The organism is Microbacterium xerophyticum (genome assembly GCF_053543555.1).
The window spans coordinates 177605-198403 of sequence record NZ_JBLVOB010000004.1; the positions used below are offsets into that span (position 1 = coordinate 177605).

General features: G+C 66.9%; 22 protein-coding genes. 7 read left to right on the top strand and 15 right to left on the bottom strand.

Translation table 11 applies throughout. The features are described 5' to 3' along the window. Positions 1 to 19: 19 nt before the first annotated feature. The 8 genes from ACNPNP_RS03445 to dnaK all read right to left on the bottom strand — a co-directional run bounded on the left by ACNPNP_RS03445 (position 20) and on the right by dnaK (position 9263). Positions 20 to 2701: a family 78 glycoside hydrolase catalytic domain gene (locus tag ACNPNP_RS03445; protein ID WP_448964666.1), complete on the bottom strand. Its 2682-nt coding sequence runs from the start codon at positions 2699 to 2701 to the stop codon at positions 20 to 22. After that, complete coding sequence (locus ACNPNP_RS03450; protein WP_448964667.1) at positions 2698 to 3519, bottom strand: carbohydrate ABC transporter permease; 822 nt, start codon at positions 3517 to 3519, stop codon at positions 2698 to 2700. The genes ACNPNP_RS03445 and ACNPNP_RS03450 overlap by 4 nt, the downstream gene beginning before the upstream one ends. Beyond that, a complete protein-coding gene (locus ACNPNP_RS03455) occupies positions 3519 to 4472 on the bottom strand; it encodes a carbohydrate ABC transporter permease (protein WP_448964668.1) in 954 nt (317 codons plus the stop codon). Before ACNPNP_RS03455 ends, ACNPNP_RS03450 begins: the two co-directional genes overlap by 1 nt. Beyond that, the gene (locus tag ACNPNP_RS03460) at positions 4469 to 5158 is read right to left on the bottom strand and encodes a GntR family transcriptional regulator (protein WP_448964669.1); all 690 of its coding nucleotides are present in this window, start codon (positions 5156 to 5158) and stop codon (positions 4469 to 4471) included. Before ACNPNP_RS03460 ends, ACNPNP_RS03455 begins: the two co-directional genes overlap by 4 nt. Positions 5159 to 5287: 129 nt before the next feature. After that, positions 5288 to 5713: a heat shock protein transcriptional repressor HspR gene (locus tag ACNPNP_RS03465; protein WP_448964670.1), complete on the bottom strand. Its 426-nt coding sequence runs from the start codon at positions 5711 to 5713 to the stop codon at positions 5288 to 5290. A 27-nt stretch (positions 5714 to 5740) separates the two neighbouring features. After that, positions 5741 to 6727, bottom strand: coding sequence for a DnaJ C-terminal domain-containing protein (locus tag ACNPNP_RS03470; protein ID WP_448964671.1), 987 nt, complete (start codon positions 6725 to 6727; stop codon positions 5741 to 5743). An 11-nt stretch (positions 6728 to 6738) separates the two neighbouring features. Next, a complete protein-coding gene (locus tag ACNPNP_RS03475; RefSeq protein ID WP_448964672.1) occupies positions 6739 to 7395 on the bottom strand; it encodes a nucleotide exchange factor GrpE in 657 nt (218 codons plus the stop codon). 2 nt (positions 7396 to 7397) lie between these two features. Beyond that, positions 7398 to 9263 (bottom strand): molecular chaperone DnaK, encoded by a 1866-nt coding sequence (gene dnaK, locus ACNPNP_RS03480; protein WP_448964673.1) that lies wholly within the window; start codon positions 9261 to 9263, stop codon positions 7398 to 7400. A 143-nt stretch (positions 9264 to 9406) separates the two neighbouring features. Between dnaK and ACNPNP_RS03485 the strand changes: the two genes are divergently transcribed. Then, positions 9407 to 10084 (top strand): hypothetical protein, encoded by a 678-nt coding sequence (locus ACNPNP_RS03485; RefSeq protein WP_448964674.1) that lies wholly within the window; start codon positions 9407 to 9409, stop codon positions 10082 to 10084. 9 nt (positions 10085 to 10093) lie between these two features. Here the strand turns inward: ACNPNP_RS03485 and ACNPNP_RS03490 are convergent, their stop codons facing one another. Continuing rightward, entirely contained in the window at positions 10094 to 10555 is a 462-nt protein-coding gene (locus tag ACNPNP_RS03490; protein ID WP_448964675.1) for a DUF3817 domain-containing protein, read from the bottom strand. A gap of 95 nt (positions 10556 to 10650) precedes the next feature. On the opposite strand from ACNPNP_RS03490, the gene ACNPNP_RS03495 reads away from it, so the two are divergent. Next, positions 10651 to 11562 (top strand): helix-turn-helix transcriptional regulator, encoded by a 912-nt coding sequence (locus ACNPNP_RS03495; protein WP_448964676.1) that lies wholly within the window; start codon positions 10651 to 10653, stop codon positions 11560 to 11562. Between the two features lie 12 nt (positions 11563 to 11574). On the opposite strand, the gene ACNPNP_RS03500 is transcribed toward ACNPNP_RS03495, so the two are convergent. Beyond that, positions 11575 to 12765: an MFS transporter gene (locus ACNPNP_RS03500; protein WP_448964677.1), complete on the bottom strand. Its 1191-nt coding sequence runs from the start codon at positions 12763 to 12765 to the stop codon at positions 11575 to 11577. A gap of 266 nt (positions 12766 to 13031) precedes the next feature. Between ACNPNP_RS03500 and ACNPNP_RS03505 the strand changes: the two genes are divergently transcribed. Further along, positions 13032 to 13889: a serine protein kinase RIO gene (locus ACNPNP_RS03505; RefSeq protein WP_448964678.1), complete on the top strand. Its 858-nt coding sequence runs from the start codon at positions 13032 to 13034 to the stop codon at positions 13887 to 13889. Positions 13890 to 13910: 21 nt separating this feature from the next. Here the strand turns inward: ACNPNP_RS03505 and ACNPNP_RS03510 are convergent, their stop codons facing one another. Further along, positions 13911 to 14342, bottom strand: a complete 432-nt coding sequence (locus tag ACNPNP_RS03510; protein WP_448964679.1) for a hypothetical protein — start codon at positions 14340 to 14342, stop codon at positions 13911 to 13913. Positions 14343 to 14408: 66 nt separating this feature from the next. On the opposite strand from ACNPNP_RS03510, the gene ACNPNP_RS03515 reads away from it, so the two are divergent. Continuing rightward, complete coding sequence (locus ACNPNP_RS03515; RefSeq protein WP_448964680.1) at positions 14409 to 15116, top strand: helix-turn-helix transcriptional regulator; 708 nt, start codon at positions 14409 to 14411, stop codon at positions 15114 to 15116. Between the two features lie 27 nt (positions 15117 to 15143). Here the strand turns inward: ACNPNP_RS03515 and ACNPNP_RS03520 are convergent, their stop codons facing one another. After that, positions 15144 to 15746 carry a TOPRIM nucleotidyl transferase/hydrolase domain-containing protein gene (locus ACNPNP_RS03520; RefSeq protein WP_448964681.1) on the bottom strand — a complete coding sequence of 201 codons (603 nt, stop codon included), beginning with the start codon at positions 15744 to 15746 and terminating at the stop codon, positions 15144 to 15146. Positions 15747 to 15822: 76 nt separating this feature from the next. Here ACNPNP_RS03520 and ACNPNP_RS03525 point away from each other — a divergent pair, with 76 nt between their 5' ends. Then, positions 15823 to 17193, top strand: a complete 1371-nt coding sequence (locus ACNPNP_RS03525) for an MFS transporter (RefSeq protein ID WP_448964682.1) — start codon at positions 15823 to 15825, stop codon at positions 17191 to 17193. Positions 17194 to 17205: 12 nt separating this feature from the next. Here the strand turns inward: ACNPNP_RS03525 and ACNPNP_RS03530 are convergent, their stop codons facing one another. Then, the gene (locus ACNPNP_RS03530; RefSeq protein WP_448964683.1) at positions 17206 to 17757 is read right to left on the bottom strand and encodes a MarR family winged helix-turn-helix transcriptional regulator; all 552 of its coding nucleotides are present in this window, start codon (positions 17755 to 17757) and stop codon (positions 17206 to 17208) included. A gap of 89 nt (positions 17758 to 17846) precedes the next feature. Here ACNPNP_RS03530 and ACNPNP_RS03535 point away from each other — a divergent pair, with 89 nt between their 5' ends. Then, positions 17847 to 18581, top strand: coding sequence for a MarR family winged helix-turn-helix transcriptional regulator (locus ACNPNP_RS03535; RefSeq protein ID WP_448964684.1), 735 nt, complete (start codon positions 17847 to 17849; stop codon positions 18579 to 18581). A gap of 61 nt (positions 18582 to 18642) precedes the next feature. On the opposite strand, the gene ACNPNP_RS03540 is transcribed toward ACNPNP_RS03535, so the two are convergent. Continuing rightward, positions 18643 to 19296, bottom strand: coding sequence for a TetR family transcriptional regulator C-terminal domain-containing protein (locus ACNPNP_RS03540; protein ID WP_448964685.1), 654 nt, complete (start codon positions 19294 to 19296; stop codon positions 18643 to 18645). Positions 19297 to 19388: 92 nt separating this feature from the next. Here ACNPNP_RS03540 and ACNPNP_RS03545 point away from each other — a divergent pair, with 92 nt between their 5' ends. Next, the gene (locus ACNPNP_RS03545; RefSeq protein ID WP_448964686.1) at positions 19389 to 20183 is read left to right on the top strand and encodes an alpha/beta fold hydrolase; all 795 of its coding nucleotides are present in this window, start codon (positions 19389 to 19391) and stop codon (positions 20181 to 20183) included. Between the two features lie 85 nt (positions 20184 to 20268). On the opposite strand, the gene ACNPNP_RS03550 is transcribed toward ACNPNP_RS03545, so the two are convergent. Continuing rightward, positions 20269 to 20799: hypothetical protein (locus ACNPNP_RS03550; RefSeq protein ID WP_448964687.1), on the bottom strand; the 531-nt coding region annotated here is incomplete at its 5' end.

The following is a 20799-nucleotide window of genomic DNA, read 5'->3' on the forward strand; positions in this document are numbered from 1 at the left end:
GGTGAGAATGTGTCAGTTGCTACCCGGCGGAGAACCGGAATTGGTAGATTCCGGGCTCCAGCCGAAGACGGGTGGTGTTCTGACCGTTCTCCATCAGGGTGACGCCTTGCGAGTGCGTCGCGTTCTCGCCTCCTTCCGTGATCTCGGATGCTGTGGGAAGGTCTGCTGTGGCAGCCGGCCCCGGCGGGACGTGCACGGTCCAGTCGATCTGTTCCCCTTGGCGCTGCCAGGCGCTTTCGATCCGTCCGCGCGGACTCTCCAATGCCCCGGATGCGTGATCGAGGAAAGTATCGAATCGAGGTGCGAGCTCGATGCTCCGGTAGCCTGCCGAGTTCTCTGCCTGCCGGATTCCGAGGATCCCGGAGAGGAACCACTCCCCGACCGAGCCGAGTGAGTAGTGGTTGAAGCTGTTCATCCGCGCGGATTGAAAACCGTTCTCCGCTGTCCAGCCGTCCCAACGCTCCCAGATCGTAGTCGCGCCGTTATGAACGGAGAATAGCCAGGACGGGTAGCGGTCGTTGTGCAGCAGACGGAACGCGAGGTCCTCTCGCCCGACGGCTGCGAGCACCGGGCAGAGTAGACCGACAGTAACGAACCCCGTGGTGAGGGCGACGTCGCGGCGCTCGACGGCGCGGACGAGCTTCTGAGCGATCCGGTCGCGCTCAGCGTCGTCGTCAAACAATCCGAAGGCGAGCGTCAGCAGGTAGGCGCCTTGGGTGTCACCCGCCACCGTGCCGTCACCGGACAGGAATGCGGTGCGGTACGCCTCGCGTATCCGATCCCGCAGTTGGCGGATGCTGTCGGCATCGGCTGCGCGTCCGAGCACGTCGAGAGCGCGCGCCGTCAGATCAGCGCTGTAGGCGAAGTACGCCGTCGCGAGCACATCCTTGCGGGTTTCCTCACTGATCTGGAGCCAGTCGCCGTAATTGTTGCCTACCTGCTGCCGCCAGATCAGTGCCGGGTTGTGACGTTCGATATGGCGCACCCAGGCGACCATCGAGTCGGCAGCCTCAGCCAGTACCCGTTCATCGCCTGTCGCGCGATACACGCTCCAGGGGATGGTGACTCCGCCGTCGCCCCATGCCGGAGCCCCCTCCCGCAGGTGGATCAGGTGCGGTGCGATATCCGGGAATGCGCCGTCAGCGCTCTGCGCACTGCGCACGTCCCGCATCCAGCGCTTAAGCAGCGGTCCAAGGTCGGCGAGAACGAGGGCGGTGGGTGCGAAGACCTGCGCGTCAGCAAGCCAGCCCAAACGCTCGTCGCGTTGCGGACAGTCTGTCGGGATCGAAACGAAGTTGCCGCGGAGACCCCACTGGATGTTCGCGAACAGCCGATCCAGGGCCGTGTCGGATGAGCTGAAGTCGCCGATGAATTCGACGTCGTTGTGCAGTACGACGGCCTCGATGTCGTCCACGAGCAGATCGCCCTGGATCCCCTGCACTTCGGCGTACCGAAAGCCGTGCAGCGTGAACCGCGGCTCGAACACCTGGTCACGATCCCCGTTCGTCCAGAAGACGTCGACGGGTTCCGCAGTACGCAAGTTCGCGGTGTAGAGCTCGCCGCCATCCAGGACCTCAGCATGATTGAGCTGAATTCGTCGGTCTGCTGGCTGGTCGCGCAAACGCAGGCGCACCCGACCGACCAAATTCTGACCGAAGTCGACGATGAAGCGTCCACCACCACGCGACTCGACCGAATGGGCGGGGAGCCGCAGGGTGGCGCGCACGCCGGGGTCGACCTCCGGAGTAAGCAGATCGACCGACCGGTCGGTGACGACCGCGTCCGACCAGTCCGTGATGTCGTGCGTGGACAGGAACCAGGATGGTTCAGCCCGGCGCGAGTCCTCGTATTGGCCCATGAGCATATCGGCGTAGAGGATGTCGGAGGCCTGCTCCTTCCAGCCCACGTCGGTGGCGAAGATGCTGCGCCCCCCGTCCGACGAATCAAGGACGAGCTGCGCCAAGAGTGCCGGCTCCTTCCCGTAATGCTGCGCCTGGTGACGGCGGTCGGTGCCGATGAATCCGACGTACCATCCATCGCCGAGGAGAGCTGCCACGCTGTTGCGGCCCGGGCTCAGCAGCGCGGTGATGTCCCAGGACTGGTATGTGATGCGGTCGCGGTACTCCGTCCATCCCGGGGCGAGCTCGTCGTCTCCGACTTTCTTCCCGTTTACGTAGAGCCGGTACGAGCCCTTGGCTGATACGTGCACCTTGGCGACAGCAGGCACCTCGTCGAGGTCGAAGTGGCGCACGAAGCGACGCACCGGCTGCAGCTTATTGACGGTGAAGCTGATGTCCGTGTCCTGCGGCGGCAGGGCCACCTGGCGATACGCCGGATTGCGGCCGATCCACGCAGCATGCCACTCGTCACGATGGACGATGCCCGTCGCGAACGCCCCGTACGCCCTCTCGACCATGCCGTTCTCGTCTTCGACGTCCAGCGTCCAGGTGTAGTCGGCAGAGGAACCCAGTGGCGCGCCGGCGTAGTGGGCTCCGATCGTCGAATCCGTTTCGACGCGCCCCGAGTCCCACACGAGCGCAGTGGCGCCGGTGGGGAGCTGCTGCGACACGGAGATCTGAAAGGCCTTCTGCCGAGCGCCTCGCGTTGTTGCGCGCAGCCGCCAAGAGAAAGAAGGAGCGCGGATGACTCCCTGCGGCGACGATTGACCGTCCGCACGCAGCGCATATGGGGTGAGCGTCATCCCTTCAGCCCTCCGGCGAAACCCTTGATGATCTGCCGTTGCATCAGGAAATACACCAGCAGTACCGGTGCCACACTGATGACCAGCCCGGCGAACACGACTGGCCAGTTCGACACGAACTGTCCGACGAACGCGTAAAGCGCAACGGTCACCGTCTGCTGCGGCGTGCCGCTGAGGTACAGCAACGGCACGAGGAAATCGTTCCAGACGGTGATCGCGTTCAGGATGATCACGGTTCCGGTGATCGGGCGCAGCAGAGGGAAGACGATGCTCAGGAACGTGCGGAACGTGCCGGCGCCGTCAAGTGCGGCCGCCTCTTCGTAGTCTCGCTCCAGGGTGCGGAGGAACCCCGTGTAGAGGAAGACCGAGAATGGCACCTGACTGCCCGTGTAGAACAGAATCAACGATGCGAGCGAGCCGAGAAGTCCCAGGTCGCGCATGGTCTGGTAGAGCGGGATGAGCGCCACCTGGAACGGGATCATCATCCCGACCAGCACGATCCAGAACACCGTCGTCGACAGTTTCGACATGACGCGCGCCAATGGATAGGCCGCCATCGATGAGATCGCCACGATGAGCACGACACTCGTGATGGTCACGATCGCACTGTTGAGCAGCGCCTGCGCCAGGCCCGCCTGATTCCAGGCCTGGGCGAAGTTGTCGAAGGTCGGCTGGAGTGACGGCACCAGCGGCGAGGTCGCATCGTTGGCCGGCCTCAGAGCCATGTTCACGAGCACATAGACCGGGAAGATGAACAAGAGTGCGACCAGGAGCATCCCCAGTTCCCGCGCGAACGTGCTCTTGGTGTAACGGAACATCAGCGTCCCTTTCGCGACATGCGCTGCTGCGCGACGGAGAAGAACACCACGACGATCGCGAGAACGAGCGCCAACGCGATGCCGTAACCGAACTCATTGAATTGGAACGCCGACTTGTAGAGCAACGTCGACATGGTCTCGGTGGAGCCGCCTGGTCCGCCGGCTGTGAGGACGAACACCTCGGTGAACATCTTCAGTCCGCCGATGATGGTCAGCATGATGTTGATCGCGGTCGCCGGCGCGAGAAGCGGCCATGTCACGGACCAGAAGCGACGCCACGAACCCGCGCCGTCCACAGCCGCGGCTTCGTTGATCTCCTGCGGGATCGACTGGAGACCCGCGATGTAGATCACCATCGAGTAGCCAGCGTGCTGCCACACGATCATCATCACGACTGACGCCGCTGCCCAGAAAGGATCGCCGAGCCAGCTCGGCGCCAGATCTCCGAGACCTATGGCACCGAGCACCGTATTGACCGCGCCGTTCGGCGTGAGCAGGAACTTCCAGAGATAGGCGACGACCACCGGGGTGATGACGACTGGCGCGAAGAACAGCACACGCAGGAAGTTCTGAGACTTGAGCCCGCTGTTGACACCGAGGGCGAGAAGCAGACCGATCCCGTTCTGCAGAATAGTGACAGCGATGGCGAAGATCAGCGTCATCCGTAGCGCGTCGAGCGAACTCTGCGATGTGAAGATGCGGACGAAGTTATCGAACCCGATGAAGTCGTAGTTCTGAGACAGGCCGTCCCAGTTCGTGAACGCAAGCACGGCTCCTCTGATCGACGGAACCAGTACGGCGAACCCGTAGAAGATCAGCGCCGGTATCGCGAGGATCAGAAGTGAACGCGACTGTGCGACGCCGACGAAACGCCGTCGCTGTCTGCCCTGCAGCGCGGTGGGTCCCGTCGCTTCGGCGGCATCGGCCGAGCGTTCGAGGTCGACCATCGTCATGAAGCCCTCGCTTCATCGGAGCCAGCGGTCAGCGCGTCGACGGCATGCGCCATGCGGGTGCGAGCGCCGTCGAGATGCTCTCGAAGCTCATTCTGGATCTTCGCGACGTCGCCCTCCTCGATGAGGTCGAGAAGACGGCCGTGGTCATGCGCAGACGGGTGCAAGTCGACGTCCTCCTCAACGGTCAACTGCATGAGGCTGGCAAAGACCGGCTCGTATGCCTCCCATACATCGATGAGGCGACGATTGCCGCCGATCTCGTAGAGGAGCGCATGGAAACGCATGTCAGCATCTGCGAAGCCGTCTGCCTCCGAACGATCTGCACACGACACCATCTCGCTGACGATCGCACGGCCGGTTCGCACATGCTCGTCCGTGACGTGTCCGATCGCCCGGGCAACGGCGACCAGCTCAATCGATTCGCGCAACTCATACAGGTCGTTGATGTCATCTTGACTGAGGCCCACGACGAAGAATCCGCGCCTGCGGGATTCGACCAGTCCCTGCGACTCGAGTTGACGCAGGGCGTCGCGCACAGGCCCCCTACTGACGTCATATTCGGCGGCGAGCGCATCCTCGACGAGATGCGTGCCAGGTTCCAAATGCTGTCGCACGATCTGGTCGCGCAGGACAGCGGCCAGTTGTTCGCCGAGTGCGGGCGCTCGGGTCGGGCGCATCGAAACCATGAACTCACCTCTTTGTGTACCGTTAACGAAAGACAGTCAACTGTAATCGATTTCAAAAGTCAAACAGAGAAGGACCGCCCCTTTGATGAGTGGGCGGTCCTTCGAGTGGACTTCTACTGATGCGCGGCGTCAGCCCTCTCCGCGTCCGCCCGGCCGCCACAGCACGATGTCGGTCGAGCGGCGGATGCGGCGTCCGCTCGGCACGGGCACGACGCCGCTCGCACCGGCGGCGAAGACGCGCACGCCCGGGCGGTTCTCGCGTTCGGCACGCAGCGCGCCCTCGAGATCGACGACGCGTCGGCGCAGCATCCGCACTTCGTCCTCGAGGTCGAGCAGACGGGCGATCGCCGGCAGGCTCATCCCGTCGGCGGAGAGGCGGGCGACCTCGCGCAGCTGAGCGATGTTGCGCGCAGAGTAACGGCGCGATCCGCCGCGTGTACGCCCGGGGACGACGAGCCCGATCCGGTCGTACTGACGCAGAGTCTGCGGATGCATGCCCGCGAGCTCTGCGGCGACGGCGATCGCGAAGATCGGGGCATCTTCATCCTCGACCATCGCGATCACCTCCGCCTGCAGTGTTCATCAGCCCTGCGCCTTCGACATCAAGTCGGACCGCGGGTTCTCCTTCGGCTCCAGGTCATGGAACTTCTGCAGCGCTTCGCGCGCGGCATCGTCCAGGTGCGTCGGCACCGCGACCTGCAGCTCGGCGAGGAGATCGCCTGTGCCCTTCGACGTCGCGACGCCGCGGCCCTTGACCCGCAGGACGCGTCCGGACGGGGTGCCGGGCGCGACGCGCAGCTTCACGATGTCGCCGGCGAGCGTCGGGACCTCGATCGTCGCGCCGAGTGTCGCCTCGGTGAAGGTGACCGGCACCGTGAGGCGCAGGTTCAGACCGTCACGGGTGAACACCGGATGCGGGCGCACCTTGATCTGCACGACGATGTCACCGCTCTCGCCGCCGTCGGGCGAAGGACGCCCGCGCCCGCGCAGACGGATCTTCTGCCCGTCTGCGACACCCGCGGGGATCTTCACCTTGAACGGCTTGCCGTCCTCGCCCTGCAGCGTGATGGTCTCGCCCTGCACGGCGGTGACGAAATCGAGCGTGGTGCGCGCCGTGACGTCGGCACCCTTCTGCGGTCCGCCGAAGCCGCGGTATCCGCCGCTCGTCTGGCCGAAGCGGCCGGAGCCGAAGCCGCCGCCCTGACTCTGGTTGAACATCGCGAAGATGTCCTCGAAGTCGGCATTGCTCTGGCCCCGCCCGCCCTGACCGAACCGGCTGAACACGTCTTCGAAGCCGCCGGCACCGCCGCCGCTCGCAGTGAACCGCGCACCCGAGCCCATGGCCCGGATCTCGTCGTACTCCTTGCGCTGCTCGGGATCGGAGAGCACCGAGTACGCCTCGCTGATCTCCTTGAACATCGCCTCGGCCTTGGCATCACCCTGATTGGAATCGGGGTGGTACTTGCGCGCGAGCTTGCGGTACGTCTTCTTCAGATCCGCATCACTGACGTTCTTCTCGACGCCGAGCGTCTTGTAGAAGTCCTTGTCGAACCAGTCCTGGCTTGCCATCGATCACCCGCCTACTCAGCGGGCACCGCGACGACGACCTTCGCCGGGCGCAGCTCAACATCGCCGAGGCGATAGCCCACCTCCACGACCTCGAGGATCGTCGAGGACTCTGCGCCTGGAGTCGGCTGCTGGAAGATGGCCTCGTGGTGCTGGGGGTCGAATTCCTCGCCCTTCTCACCGTAGGCGACGACGCCGAGACGCTCGACGACCGCGCGGATCTTCTCGCCGATCACGAAGAACGGCGTGCCCTCGACGAGATCGCCGTGCTGGGTCGCACGGTCGAGGTCATCGAGCACGGGGATCAGCCCCTTGGCCGCCTCGCCCTTCGCGCGGTCGATCTCGACCTGACGCTGCTCCTCGGTGCGCCGACGGTAGTTGGCGTACTCCGCCTGCAGGCGCTTGAGGTCGTTGAGCAAGGTGCTCTCGAGATCGGCGAGCACGGCGTCCTCCGCCGCGGCCTCGCCGGTCTGCTCGGCACCGAGGATGTCGTCGACCGTGAGGTCGTCGATCGTCAGATCGTCGTCGGATCCTTCGGCGGCAGCCGCCTCAGCGGCATCCGGATTCTCCTGCGACGCTGCGCCTTCCTGCGGCGATGGGCCGGATGCCGCAGCATCCGACCCCTCGTCCTCAGGAACTTCACCGTTCTCGTTGAAGTTCTTGTCCGTCATGGTTACTTCTTCTCGTCCTCGTCGTCGACGACCTCGGCGTCGATGACATCCTCGTCGTCCGAGGTGTCACCGGCCGGGGCCTCGCCGTCTGCGGGGCCGGCTTCGGATGCGGCATCCGCCTGCGACTGCGCGTAGATCGCCTCGCCGAGCTTGCCCTGCGACTCGTTCAGCTTGTCGAGAGCCGTCTTGACGGCGTCGTCGTCATCGCCGGCCAGAGCCGCCTTCAGAGCGTCGACGTCAGCCTGGACGGAGTCCTTGACGTCGGCGGGGAGCTTGTCCTCGTTCTCCTTGATGAGCTTCTCGATCGAGTACGACAGGGTCTCTGCCTGGTTGCGCTGCTCGAGAGCGTCTGCACGCTTCTTGTCCTCAGCCGCGTTCTCCTCGGCCTCGCGCACCATGCGCTCGATGTCCTCCTTCGACAGCGACGAGCCGCCGGTGATGGTCATCGACTGCTCCTTGCCCGTGCCCTTGTCCTTGGCGGACACGTGCACGATGCCGTTCGCGTCGATGTCGAACGTGACCTCGACCTGCGGGATGCCACGGGGCGCCGGCGCGATGCCGGTGAGCTCGAACGTGCCGAGCGGCTTGTTGTCGCGGGTGAACTCGCGCTCGCCCTGGAAGACCTGGATCGCGACGGACGGCTGGTTGTCGTCTGCCGTGGTGAAGGTCTCGCTGCGCTTGGTCGGGATGGCCGTGTTGCGCTCGATGAGCTTGGTCATCCGGCCGCCCTTGGTCTCGATGCCGAGGCTCAGCGGAGTGACGTCGATGAGCAGGACGTCCTTGCGCTCGCCCTTGAGGACACCGGCCTGCAGGGCCGCGCCGACGGCGACGACCTCGTCAGGGTTGACGCCCTTGTTCGCTTCCTTGCCGGTCTCGCGCTTGACGAGCTCGGCGACGGCGGGCATACGCGTCGATCCACCGACGAGCACGACGTGGTCGATGTCGGCGACCTTGACGTTCGCCTCGCGGATGACGTCCTCGAAGGGCTTCTTCGTGCGGTCGAGCAGGTCCTTGGTGAGGTCCTCGAACTTCGCGCGCGTGATCGTCTCGGAGAGCGAGACGGGGCCCGACTCGGTCAGCGACAGGTACGGGAGGTTGATCGAGGTGCTGGTCGAGGAGGAGAGCTCCTTCTTCGCCTGCTCCGCAGCCTCCTTCAGACGCTGCAGGGCGATCTTGTCACCGGAGACGTCGACGCCGCTGGTCTCCTTGAACTGCTTGATGAGGTGGTCGACCAGGCGCTGGTCCCAGTCGTCACCGCCGAGGCGGTTGTCACCCGCGGTCGAGCGCACCTGGATCGTGGAGAAGTCGTCGTCCTTGCCCACTTCGAGCAGCGACACGTCGAACGTTCCGCCACCGAGGTCGAAGACGAGGATGAGCTCGTCCTCCTTGCCGCGGTCGAGGCCGTAGGCCAGAGCGGCGGCGGTCGGCTCGTTGATGATGCGCAGCACGTTGAGGCCCGCGATCTCGCCGGCTTCCTTCGTGGCCTGACGCTCGGCGTCGTTGAAGTACGCGGGGACGGTGATGACAGCATCCGTCACGGTGTCACCGAGGTAGGACTCGGCGTCGCGCTTGAGCTTCATGAGGATGCGCGCCGAGATCTCCTGCGGCGTCCACTTCTTGCCGTCGATGTCGAAGCTCCAGTCGGTGCCCATGTGGCGCTTGACGGATGCGACGGTGCGGTCGACGTTCGTGACGGCCTGGCGCTTCGCGGTCTCACCGACGAGCACCTCGCCGTCCTTCGTGTATGCGACCACCGAGGGGGTGGTGCGGAAGCCCTCGGCGTTGGCGATGACCTTCGGCTCGCCACCTTCGAGGACGCTGACGACGGAGTTCGTCGTACCGAGGTCGATTCCGACAGCACGTGCCATGTGATTCTCCTTTGGGTTGAAGTCTGGGACGACCAGGTCGAAACCTGAGTCGCGATGGCTCAACTGTACTCCTCGGTCGAAATGTTGTCAAACAAACTTGATATGACCTCACTCAACTTTGGCGGCGGACTAGGCTGACCGGCATGAGCAGCATGCGCACGAGAATCCGTCCCTCCCGCCTCGCTGCGATCGCCGTCCTGGCGTTCGCGACGCTGCCGCTCAGCGGATGCCTCTTCAGCGCGATCCCGTCCGAGACCGCCGCGACCGATGAGCCGTCGAACGCCCCTTCGCCGACGCCCGAGCAGTCGGACGAGACCGAGGGAGGCGCACCCGCCACGCTCTCGTTCGAAGACGGCGACCTGCTGACGGACTCCGTGTACGTCGAGGGGAGCGACGGCCTGCTGGCAGACGACGGGTGGGAGGTCACCTCCCCGGACGACGGGAACGGCGGTTGGGCCTACGGCACGATCGACGGAACCTGCACGGCGCAGTTCTGGCAGGGGTTCACTCCGGACATCCCTGTGACACCGGGCGACGACAGCGCCTCCTCCGACGCGATCCTCGGGACGCTTCTGCAGACGGATGCCGCGAGCATCACCCCGCACGCCGTCGACGGCGCCTTCTCGTACCAGTCGACCGGCAACACGGACGTCGCCAATCGGCAGATCACCGGCCAGGACGGCGATCGCACCTGGATCATGGCCGCACGCGCGTTCGCGACGCCCGGCCTCGGCTTCTACGTCATCGTCGACTGCACGGGAGGCGACGCGAATGCGATCCTGTCAGAGGTCCTCGACAAGAACGCCATCGTCGCGTACTGACCGGAGAGGTCATTTGCCGCCGGGCGGGCCGATCAGCAGCAGCGCGATGTACAGCGCGACCACGGCGACGGCGATGAGCACCACGAGCACCCAGGCCCGGCGCAGGAACCAGCGCATCGTGCGGTCGTACCAGGTGCGGTCCTGCGGATGGTCGCTCTCCTCGAGACGCCATTCGCCCGTCAGGCGCCCCGATCGATGCAACCAGATCTCCATCGGGATGGTCGCATAGGGCACGATCGCACTCGCCACGGCGAGCACCCCGACCCCGATCGACCAGCGCTGGTTGAACGCCACGAGGATCGCCGTCGCGGCGTAGGAGAGGAAGACGAACCCGTGGACACCACCGCCGATCGTGACCACGATCGGCGGGACGCCGACGGCGCGCGCGATGAGCGCGCCGATCAGGATCGTCCAGGTGATCGCCTCGGCTATCGCGAGGACACGGAAGAGACGGGCAGGCGTGCGGAACATCGCGCTCCTAGTGATCGGGGTCCTTCCAGCGTACGCACTCGGACGGGCGGCCCCGTCTGCGGAATAGCATCCGATGCCCTGTCGTTGCGATCATCATGGCGACGATCGATCAGACGACACTGGAGCGCTTGCTCTCCGGAGTGAAGGTGATCTCCGGCGGCACGCGGCGCGTCGAGCTTCCGGCGTCCGGTGCGCTCCCCCTCGCCGACGGCGTCGTGACCCTCGTGCACGTCGTCTCGGGAGAGGTGCGCGGCCACCCGCCGCTCGCCGCCGGCTGCAGCCTGGGCATCGACCGGGCCACCCAGCGGATCAGAGTCAGCCGGCCGACCGCCCCCGACGTTCTCGCCGCAGGCGGTGCACTGCTGACACTCGGAGACCGCTCCGTGATCCTCGATGCACCCGACGGCGCCACCCTGGTCGTGGGTGAGGTGCAGCTGTCGGATCCGACCGCGCTGCACATGGTGCCCGGTTTCGTCGTCGTCAGCGACTTCGCAGCCCTCGAACCCGCCGCGGCCGCACTCGCCTCGCAATTGGGACTCGATCCGTACGCACCCGCAGACGCCCGTTCGGGCGATCCCGTGATCTGCCGGATGATGGTGACCACGGTTCTGCTCTCGGTGCTGCGCGCATGGGCGGAGAACGGCTGCGCCCCCGAGTCGTGGGCCGCGCGCTCGCGCGATCCGTACCTCGAGCGCGTGATCGCCGCGATCCATCAGGCGCCGGGGCGGGATTGGACCGTCGAGTCCCTGGCCGGAGTCGGCGCGATGTCGCGCTCGGTGTTCGCCGAACGGTTCCGCGCCGTGGTCGGCCGCTCCCCCGCGAGCTACGTCACGGAGGTGCGCATGGACACCGCGAAGTCGATGCTGGCGGAAGGGCGCACCGTCGCGGAGACGGCGAGGACGCTCGGCTACTCCTCCGACGAGGGCTTCAGCCGCGCCTTCCGCCGCCACGCCGGGATGACCCCGTCGGCGTGGCAGCGGATGCAGCGCGAACCCATTCCCGCGTAGGGCTCCCCCGGGTCAGCTGCGCACGCGGTTCGAGAGCCCGAACAGCAGCGCTCCCACCACGAGCGCGGCGGCGCCGAGACCGTACGAGGGCTCCACGCCGATGCTGTCGACGAGCACTCCGCCGACACCGGCGGCGATCATGATCGCGCCCTGGAATCCGACCACGACCAGGCTGCCGCCGGCTTCGAGGCGGTCGGGCATCCGGTGTCCGACCCAGGTGTTGACAACGATCAGCCACGATGCGAAGAAGAAGCCCCACACGAACACCGCGATCCCGACGCCGAGCACCGACCCGGAGAGCAGGATGGTGCCGGCCACCGCGACGGCGATCACGGCAGGTGCGAGCACGGCGAACAAGCGGAACGAGCGGTCGATGATCAGTCCGATCGTGAGGTTTCCGACCAGACCGCCGACACCGAACACCGCCAGCAGCATGACGATCGTGCCGGCATCGACCTCCGGGATCCGCTCGAGCGCGAGGCGGACGTACGTGTATGCGAGGAAGTGGCCGAGCACGACGAGCACGTGCCCGGTCAGCCCCAGCCCGATCCCCGGGCGACGGATCGTGTCGGCGAGCAGTGAGAAGCTCGATGTCTGAGCGGCGGGCACCCGCGGCAGCATGGTGCGCAGCGCCACAGCCAGCAGGCCGGTGACGACGCCGGCCAGAGCGAACACCCCGCGCCAGTCCATGATCTGGCTCAGCATCACGCCGACCGGAACACCGGCGACGGTCGCGAGCGACGTGCCCGCCGAGGTGAACATCACCGCGCGTCCGAGTCGTTCCGGTCCTGCGATCCGCACGGCGACGGTGATCGACATCGACCAGAAGGTGCTCAGGGCAGCGCCGAGCAGGAAGCGCGCGAGAAGGATGATGATCAGGTTCGGCGAGATCGCGACGATGAGGTTCGACGCCGCAGCGGCGACAGCCATCCACACCAGCAGGGTGCGGCGATCGACACGGGGGAACACCATTCCGACGGTGGGCGCGACGATGAATCCGACGAGCGCGGTGACCGTGACGGTCTGCCCGGCCTGCCCTGGCGTGACGCCGAGCGCGTCCGCCATCTCCGTGAGCATGCCGTTGGGCAGGAACTCCGCTGTGACGAGCAGGAAGCTGAGCAGCATCATGACGACCAGGGCGCCGTAACGGATCCGCTCTACGGGGGCGGAGACGTTCACGGGTATGGGTGCGGTCGTTGTCATGTCTCCATGCTGACAGGCGCGCGGATGGCGCACCCGACTGCGCGTCCGCGGCATCCGACCATTCGTCCGCGGTCGGAGGTCAGGCGCAGCACGTGACAGCGCCGCACCCTCGCGGTACTCTCGGAGGGCACCGGGATCGCCCCGGGAAGAACCGAGCGGAAGGAGCCGAGATGTCCAACGTCTTTGTCGCGCCTCTCGCCGACATCCTTCCCCTCGAGGCCGCCCGCTCCTGATCCGCGTGTGGCCTCCCTTCCGGAGCAACCACAGTGACTGATCCCTTCGCGTCGTTCGACGCATCCTCTTCCTTCTCCCTCGACTCCTCGCTCTCGTTCGCCGACGTCGAGCCCGGCGACGGCCAGCGCTGGTCGACCTGGCCGGCGATCACCCCGACCGAGCGCGGGCCGCAGCCATGGCCTTCGTGGGTCGTGACCTCGGCCGGCGCACTCGACACCGAGCTCGGCATCCTCAAGACCGGCAAGGAGGCGGATGTGTTCCTGATCGAGCGCGCTGTGCCCGACGATCCGGCCCGGCGCACGCTGCTCGCGGCGAAGCGGTACCGCAGCGAGGAGCACCGATCCTTCCACCGGTCGACGGCGTACACCGAGGGCCGACGGGTGCAGAACTCGCGCGATGCGCGCGCCCTGGCGAAGAAGTCGTCATTCGGACGCGAGGTCGCCGCCGCGGAATGGTCGTTCGCGGAGTTCACCGCGCTCTGCCGGATGTGGGAACTCGGCGCTCCGGTGCCGTATCCCGTGCAGGTCAACGGCACCGAAGTGCTCATGGAGTTCATCGGCACAGGCGCCACCGCCGCACCTCGGCTGGCGCAGGAGCGCGGCGATCGTCGTGCACTCGCGGACTACTTCGCCCAGATCGTCGACCTCATGCGCATCTTCGCGGCAGCGGGCTTCGCGCATGGCGACCTCTCGCCGTACAACCTCCTCGTCCACGAGGGACGCGTGCGGGTGATCGATCTGCCGCAGATCGTCGACATCATCGCGAATCCGCAGGGGCTCGACCTGCTGCATCGGGACTGCGTGAACGTGTGCGACTGGTTCGCACGGCACCGGGTGGAGTGCGATGCCGAGGAGCTGTTCGCCGAGCTGATGGCCTCGTCGTACAGCTGAGGACAGGGGATGCTCTCGATGTCAGCGGCGTTCGTCGTGATCGGCCTGCGCCAGTCGGGCGAGTGCGACCGCGCCCACCAGCAGGCCGAAGTCGCGCAGCGCGACATCGAAGTATCCGGGCAGGATCAGCAGGTTGACGATGATGCCGGCGAGCCAGGCTGCCACCACCCATGCGCCGATGCGTGGGGCGATGGCGACGAGGATGCCGGCGGCGATCTCGACGACGCCGACGATCCGCATCGCGAGCACCGCGTCACCGGGGATCACACTGTCGGCGAACGGAGCGAGGTAGATCGTCCAGTCGGTGAGGAGGTTCGTGAACTTGTCGATCCCGAAGAGGATCGGAGCGATCGTGAAGACGGTGCGCAGCAGCAGGAAGGCCTGATGCTGCGGGGAGCGCAGTGACCTCGAGGTGATGACGCTCGTGCGGTCGGCTCGACTGTGAACAGACATTTCGGAGTCCTTTCTAACGGATAGATACTCGAACGTTAGACCCGCGCTACACTAACGTCAAGATCCATGTTCGATAGAAGGGCGCCGATGCCGTATCAGGATGCTGAGGCGATGAGCCAGCTCGCCGATCCGACGCGACGAGCGCTGTACGAGCACGTCGCCGAGTCGGCAGAACCGGTGAGCCGGGAACAGGCCGCGGAGGCGATGGATCTTCCGGTGCACCAGGTGAAATTCCACCTTGATCGCCTGGAGCGCGCCGGACTGCTGACCAGCGACTACGTGCGCCTCAGCGGGCGCTCGGGCCCTGGCGCCGGCCGCCCCGCCAAGCGCTACAGACCCGCCGATGGCGAGATGTCAGTCAGCGCACCACCCCGCGAGTACGACCTCGCCGGTCGCATACTCGCCAACGCGATCACCCGCGCGCGGACCGAAGGCGCCTCGATAGACGACGCCGTCCGCGTCGTGGCCAGGGAGCAGGGCCGCGCTCTTGCCGACCCGGACGCTTCTCCGCCTGGTTCTCCGGCAGACGCGCTCGATCGCGCCACCGGCATCCTCCGGGCACACGGCTATGCGCCCCAGAACGATGACGGGCGCGTGACCATGCTCAACTGCCCGTTCCACTCCCTCGCGCAGGAGAACCGCGACCTGGTCTGCACCATGAACCATGAGCTCATCGAGGGTCTCGATGAGACGCTCGAGCCCTACCGCCCGAGCGCCGTCCTCGATCCGCAGGCCCACCGATGCTGCGTCATCCTCACCGCTGACGGGAAGTGACGGGGGCACCCGAAGGCGCCACCGACCTCACAGCGGCCTTGGACGGCCCGCCTCTTCGAACCGCGTCACCGCGTCGAGCAGGGCGACGATCGGGCGCGGCATCCGCTCGACAGGCAGGGCGTCGACGATGTCGGCAGCGAACCTCGCCTTGCGCCCTGCAGCCGTGCCCGCGAACCGGTGCAGTTGCGCCTCGATGCTGCGGGCGCGCTGTGCGGGTTGCGTCTGGAACATCTGGAACCGCGTGAGCTCGCCCCGTGCTGCGAGCGTGTGCAGCACGAGCTCCGGCCCGGCCGCCGCGATCACCTCCGCTTCGAGGTCGCGCTCGCACGCGAAGAAGCCGAGGGGTTCCGGTTCGCCGTCTGCGGCGAGCATGCCCGCGTCGACGAGGACGCGGACCACGTGGTGCCGCTCGGCACCGTCGTAGAGGCCGAGCACGCGCGCAGGATGCGCCTCGGATCGCAGCTCGGCGAGCCGGCGACGCAGGTTCGTGATGCCGCCCATGTCGACGAGCGTGATCGATTCGCGCTCGAGCACCGTGTCGAGTCGGCGGGCGGCGGCTTCGAAGGCGAGCAGGTCGCTCGCGCCCTCGAACAGCACGACGGTGCGCGGCCGCGGAATGATCTTCGGCATGCGTCGACACTACTCGCGGGTTTCCCGAGCGGCGCGCCGCTACCTCGCGTTCACCGGTTCCCGCCAGACTTCGACCATGAGCGCTTCCGCACCGAAGGCCGACGACATCGAACGCCCCGCCCGCAGCCGCGGCGTTCTCGCCTGGGCGCTGTGGGACTGGGGATCCGCCGCCTTCAACGCGGTCGTCACGACCTTCGTCTTCAGCACGTTCCTCGCGAGCCAGCTGTTCGTCGACCCCGAGATCGTGGACGCCGCAGCCGGCGACGCGAAGAACCCCGCACTCGTCGCCGCGCTCGCCGGCAACGCCAGCCTGGTCGGCTGGGCCCTCGCGATCGCCGGCGTGCTCATCGCCGTGCTCGCACCGGTGCTCGGCCAGCGCTCCGACGGGACGGGGCGCCGCAAGCTCTGGCTCGCCATCAACACCGGCATCGTCGTGCTCGCCATGGCCGCGATGGTCTTCGTCGTCGGAGCTCCCGAGTACCTGATCCTCGGCGCGACGCTGCTCGCCGTCGGCAACATCTTCTTCGAGTTCGCCGGCGTCAATTACAACGCGATGCTCGTGCAGGTCTCCACGAAGGAGAACATGGGTCGCGTGTCGGGCTTCGGCTGGGGCATGGGATACGTCGGCGGCATCGTGCTGCTGGTCATCCTGCTCGTCGGTTTCATAGGCCTCGTCGCAAGCCCCGGGCCGCTCGGGATCACGACCGATGGCGGTCTGCACATCCGGCTCGCCGTGCTCGCCTCCGCGATCTGGTTCGGCGTCTTCGCGATCCCCGTGCTGCTGCGGGTGCCGGAGATCCCGGCCCGCGAAGCGCAGAACCGGGTCGGGTTCTTCCGCTCCTACGTCGTGCTCGCCGGCACGATCAAGAAGCTCTGGCACGGCAACCGCCAGGTGCTGATGTTCCTGGTCGCGAGCGCGGTGTTCCGCGACGGACTGGCCGGTGTCTTCACCTTCGGCGCGATCATCGCCGCGCAGGTCTTCGGGTTCTCCAGCTCGCAGGTTCTCTACTTCGCGGTGGCCGCCAACGTGGTCGCGGGGATCAGCACGATCCTCGCCGGCCGCCTCGACGACGCTTTCGGGCCCAAGCGCGTGATCATCACCTCTCTCATCGGACTCGTCGTCGCCGGCACCGCTGTGCTGTTCATCGGCGATGCGCAGATCGGCTTCTGGATCGCCGGGCTCATCCTGTGCATGTTCGTCGGCCCCGTGCAGTCGGCGAGCCGGTCGATGCTCGCTCGCATCACGCCGGAGGGTCGTGAGGGCGAGATCTTCGGCCTCTACGCGACCACGGGTCGCGCCGTCTCCTTCCTCGCCCCGACTCTGTTCGCCCTGTTCGTCGGCCTCAGCGGCGACACGCGCCTCGGCATCCTCGGCATCGTGATCGTGCTGCTCGTCGGGCTGCTGCTGATGCTCCCGGTGAAGGCCAAGCAGGCGGTCATCGAGTAGGGCGCTGGATGCTCAACTCCCCCAGTTGTCGGCGAGCTTCGACAGCAGACGCGCGAGTTCGCGCGCTTCCTGGTCGGTGAACGACTCGAGCGCCTTCGACAGCACCTCCCGCCGTTCGCCGCGCATGCTCCGAGCGATCTTCTGACCGGTTTCCGTGAGGGCGATGCGGGTGCGTCGCGCGTCGTCGGGGTCGGCCTCCCGCTGCACGAGGCCGCGCTGAACACCCTGCTGCACGAGGCGTGAGGCGCGCGGCTGATCGACGCCGACGGCCTCGCCGAGCGCGCTGACGCTGAGCGGTTCGGATGCCGCGGCGAGCACCTCCAGCATCCGCATCCACGCCGGACCCCCCAGGCGCCCGCCCGGTCCGCCCGCCCCGGGCGGCGGGACGATCCCACGGCGACCGAGGGGCGGGTGCTCGCCGTGAGCGTGGCCGTGGTGATCAGCCATGAAGTCGCCGCGCTTGCCGTGCGGGCCACCACGACCAGGACCGTGCGGTCGCCGGCTCCGCATACGCGCGAGTGCCTGCGCGATGATCTCGGCCGGGTCCGGATTGTCTGTGCTCACGCATCTGATTTTACATGCGACTTGACATGTATTCAGATTGCATGTCACACTACATATACATGCACAGTTACAAGCAAAGGACTCCACTCATGAACACCATCACCTCTGAAGAGACTTCCCGCCCGTTCGGATTCTGGCTCAAGGCCGTCGACCGCCTCATGGCTGCCGAGTTCGCCTCCGCCTTCGAGTCCGAGGGCATCACGCGCCGCGAATGGCGCATCCTGAACGTCGTCGACGGCACGGCTCCTGCCCGGCACCCGAAGAACGATCGACCGCTGCCGGCGCACAAGCTCACGCGACTGATCGAACTCGGCTGGGTCGCGGATGCTGAGGGCACCTGGACCCTGACCGACGAAGGCCGTGCGGCCAAGGAACGCCTCGACACCATCGTCGAAGGCATCCGCGCCAAGGTCACCGATGCGGTCCCCGCCGAAGACCTCGCCACCACCATGGCCACGCTCGAGCGGCTCGCCCGCGCGTTCGGCTGGGACGAGGAGACGCCGCTCCCCCGCGGACGCGGACGTCGCGACTTCGGTCCTCGCGGCCTCGGGCGCGGAGGCTTCGGTCCTCGCGGGTTCGGGCGCGGCTTCGGTCCTCACGGGTTCGGCAGGCCAGGATTCGGCCCCCAGGACTTCGATCACGAAGGCCACGGCGCCCCCGAGCACGGCGGACGCGGGCACGGCGATCACAGCGATCAGCGGTTCGCGCACGACGCCGAGCACGGACACCGCGGTGGGCCGCGCGCACATTTCGCCCGCTTCGTGCAGGGCTCGTACGAGCGCGGATTCGACGCCGGATTCGCCCGCGGCCGCAACGCGCAGTGAACACTGTGGTTGCGACCACGCCACATTCACGAATGGCGGATGCTTCGGCATCCGCCATTCGTCATTCGTCCAGTGCGACGCGCACGGACGGCGGAGCACCGGCTGCGATGAGCCGCTCCGTCATGGCCGCGGCGGCGAGCGCGTACGGACGGTGATCGCGCATGAGCAGCGAACGCGAATTCGCCTCCTCGTACAACGCGATCAGGTGAAACGCGAGGAGCTCGGCTCCCTCCGCGTCGACCGCCAGCTCGTGGGCTTCGACGGCGTGCGCGATCTGGGCGTCGATGTACGCATACCAGGCTGCGGTCGCTGAGCGGATGGCGTCGCTGACGTCGCCCGGCTTGGAATCGACATCCGCCGCCGTCGCTGCGAAGAAGCAGCCACCGGCGAAGACCCGATCGCGCGAATAGATCAGCGCATTCCGCAGCAAGGCGACGAGGCGCGGCAGTCCGCGCGGCTGTTCGCGCGCAGGAGTGATGATGCGATCGATGAAGATCTCTCTCGCGGCGGCGATCGTGGCGAGTTGAAGCCGTTGCTTGCTGCCGAACAGCGTCGCGATGCTGCTCTTGCTGTGACCGGACGATCCTGCCAGCCGCCCGATCGTCAGGCCGTCGAGCCCCTCGATGGAGGCGAGGTCAGTGGCGCTGGAAAGCACGACGCGCCTGGTCGCGTCACCGCGCGCGCGCCGCCCGTCCTGAGTGAGATTCTCCGCCACACCCCTAGTGTACGCACGATCGTTCGTATAGTCTACATACGATCGTACGTATTTATCGGCAGAGGAATCATCGACCCAGGAACGAGGAATTCATGTCCGGTCCCGTCACCGCCCTTCGTCGCAGCATCCGCATCGCGGCCGCCATCTCGCCGTCCCTCGCGGCCCGATTGGCCCTCTCCGCGTTCTTCCGCCCTGGTCGGAAGATGGCCGTGCACGAGCGCGACGCGGCCACCGATCTCGCCGGGCACCGCGAGCACCTGCGCCTGCACGGACGCGACGTCGCCACGTACCGATGGGGCACGGGCGAACGCACGGTGCTCGTGCTGCACGGATGGCAGGGCCGGGCCTCGCAGCTCGCACCCGTCGTGCGCGAGCTCGTCGCTGCGGGGCGCACCGTGGTGTCGTTCGATGCACCGGCCCACGGGTCCTCGGACGGGCGGCGTGCCGACATCACGGACTGGCTCGAGGCGAGCGCCGAACTGGCGCGCCGCCACGGCGGTTTCGAGGCCGTGGTCGGACACTGCTTCGGCGGCCTCGCCGCGCTGGTGTTCGCACGAACCGACCCGACGATCCGATCGGTGTCCGTGATCGCCTCGGCGGCGAGCCCCGCGGCTTTTCTGCACGAGTTCGCCGCCATGCTCGAGCTCGATGAGGCGACGCGAACCGAGTTCGATCGGCTCTTCTACGCGCGGCTGGGCGAGACGCAGGCCGCGGCGATCGCGCGTTATGACGCCGTCGCCCAGCCTCTACCGACCACGACGGACCTTCTCGTCGTCCACGACCAGGACGACCGGCGGATGCCCGATGCCGGATCGCTTGCCTCCATGATGCGCACCACGAGCGGTCACGGCTCATTCGCACGAGCGGGCTCGGGCACACCCGCCTGATCTCCGACGATGGCGTGCTCGACGCGGTGGTGGCGATCTCGACCGGCGGAGTGGATGCGTTCGACGCGCTGGATGCGGCGCGGGCTCAGATCGGCAGCGCGAGATAGAAGTCGAAGACCGTGCCGTCGGCGTCGGGGCCTGCGAGCTCCATCACCCAGGGCCGGCCGTTGTCGCCGGTCACCGACCAGAGCACGGTCTCGCTCGCATCCGTGAGGAACGAGTCGCGGTTGCCGGAACCGTCCTCGTACACGCTGTCCGAATGATCCGGCGAGCCGCGCTCCGCCGACAGTGTCGTGAACGCGTCGTCCGCAGCACCGTCGTCGTCGAACGCCCAGATCGTGAACGTGAGATCGCCGGCACTCGACGCGTACCGCCCGACGACGGTCTCGGTGGCGGCGACGTCTGCGACCTCGACGGTGGCCCATGATCCAGACAGGGTCCAGGTCACACCGTCCTGCCCGGTCACCTCGTCACCGACGAGCGCCGCGACATCGTCGCACAGCGCAGCGCATTCGGTGCCGATGGTGGGAGTTTCGGGTGCGGGCGCTTCGGTGCTCGTGGAGGTGACGGTCGTGGTGTCGACCGGTTCGGATTCGTCTCCGACGATGCGACGGTC

Coding starts and splice junctions, on each gene's coding strand:
- ACNPNP_RS03525 (WP_448964682.1), top strand. CDS start 15,823: ATGAGCGCTTCCGCACCGAAGGCCGACGACATCGAACGCCCCGCCCGC.
- ACNPNP_RS03475 (WP_448964672.1), bottom strand. CDS start 7,395: ATGACGGACAAGAACTTCAACGAGAACGGTGAAGTTCCTGAGGACGAG.
- ACNPNP_RS03510 (WP_448964679.1), bottom strand. CDS start 14,342: ATGTCTGTTCACAGTCGAGCCGACCGCACGAGCGTCATCACCTCGAGG.
- dnaK (WP_448964673.1), bottom strand. CDS start 9,263: ATGGCACGTGCTGTCGGAATCGACCTCGGTACGACGAACTCCGTCGTC.
- ACNPNP_RS03545 (WP_448964686.1), top strand. CDS start 19,389: ATGTCCGGTCCCGTCACCGCCCTTCGTCGCAGCATCCGCATCGCGGCC.
- ACNPNP_RS03490 (WP_448964675.1), bottom strand. CDS start 10,555: ATGTTCCGCACGCCTGCCCGTCTCTTCCGTGTCCTCGCGATAGCCGAG.
- ACNPNP_RS03450 (WP_448964667.1), bottom strand. CDS start 3,519: ATGTTCCGTTACACCAAGAGCACGTTCGCGCGGGAACTGGGGATGCTC.
- ACNPNP_RS03495 (WP_448964676.1), top strand. CDS start 10,651: ATGGCGACGATCGATCAGACGACACTGGAGCGCTTGCTCTCCGGAGTG.
- ACNPNP_RS03515 (WP_448964680.1), top strand. CDS start 14,409: ATGTTCGATAGAAGGGCGCCGATGCCGTATCAGGATGCTGAGGCGATG.
- ACNPNP_RS03535 (WP_448964684.1), top strand. CDS start 17,847: ATGAACACCATCACCTCTGAAGAGACTTCCCGCCCGTTCGGATTCTGG.
- ACNPNP_RS03500 (WP_448964677.1), bottom strand. CDS start 12,765: ATGACAACGACCGCACCCATACCCGTGAACGTCTCCGCCCCCGTAGAG.
- ACNPNP_RS03470 (WP_448964671.1), bottom strand. CDS start 6,727: ATGGCAAGCCAGGACTGGTTCGACAAGGACTTCTACAAGACGCTCGGC.
- ACNPNP_RS03465 (WP_448964670.1), bottom strand. CDS start 5,713: ATGGTCGAGGATGAAGATGCCCCGATCTTCGCGATCGCCGTCGCCGCA.
- ACNPNP_RS03485 (WP_448964674.1), top strand. CDS start 9,407: ATGAGCAGCATGCGCACGAGAATCCGTCCCTCCCGCCTCGCTGCGATC.
- ACNPNP_RS03460 (WP_448964669.1), bottom strand. CDS start 5,158: ATGGTTTCGATGCGCCCGACCCGAGCGCCCGCACTCGGCGAACAACTG.
- ACNPNP_RS03455 (WP_448964668.1), bottom strand. CDS start 4,472: ATGACGATGGTCGACCTCGAACGCTCGGCCGATGCCGCCGAAGCGACG.
- ACNPNP_RS03445 (WP_448964666.1), bottom strand. CDS start 2,701: ATGACGCTCACCCCATATGCGCTGCGTGCGGACGGTCAATCGTCGCCG.
- ACNPNP_RS03520 (WP_448964681.1), bottom strand. CDS start 15,746: ATGCCGAAGATCATTCCGCGGCCGCGCACCGTCGTGCTGTTCGAGGGC.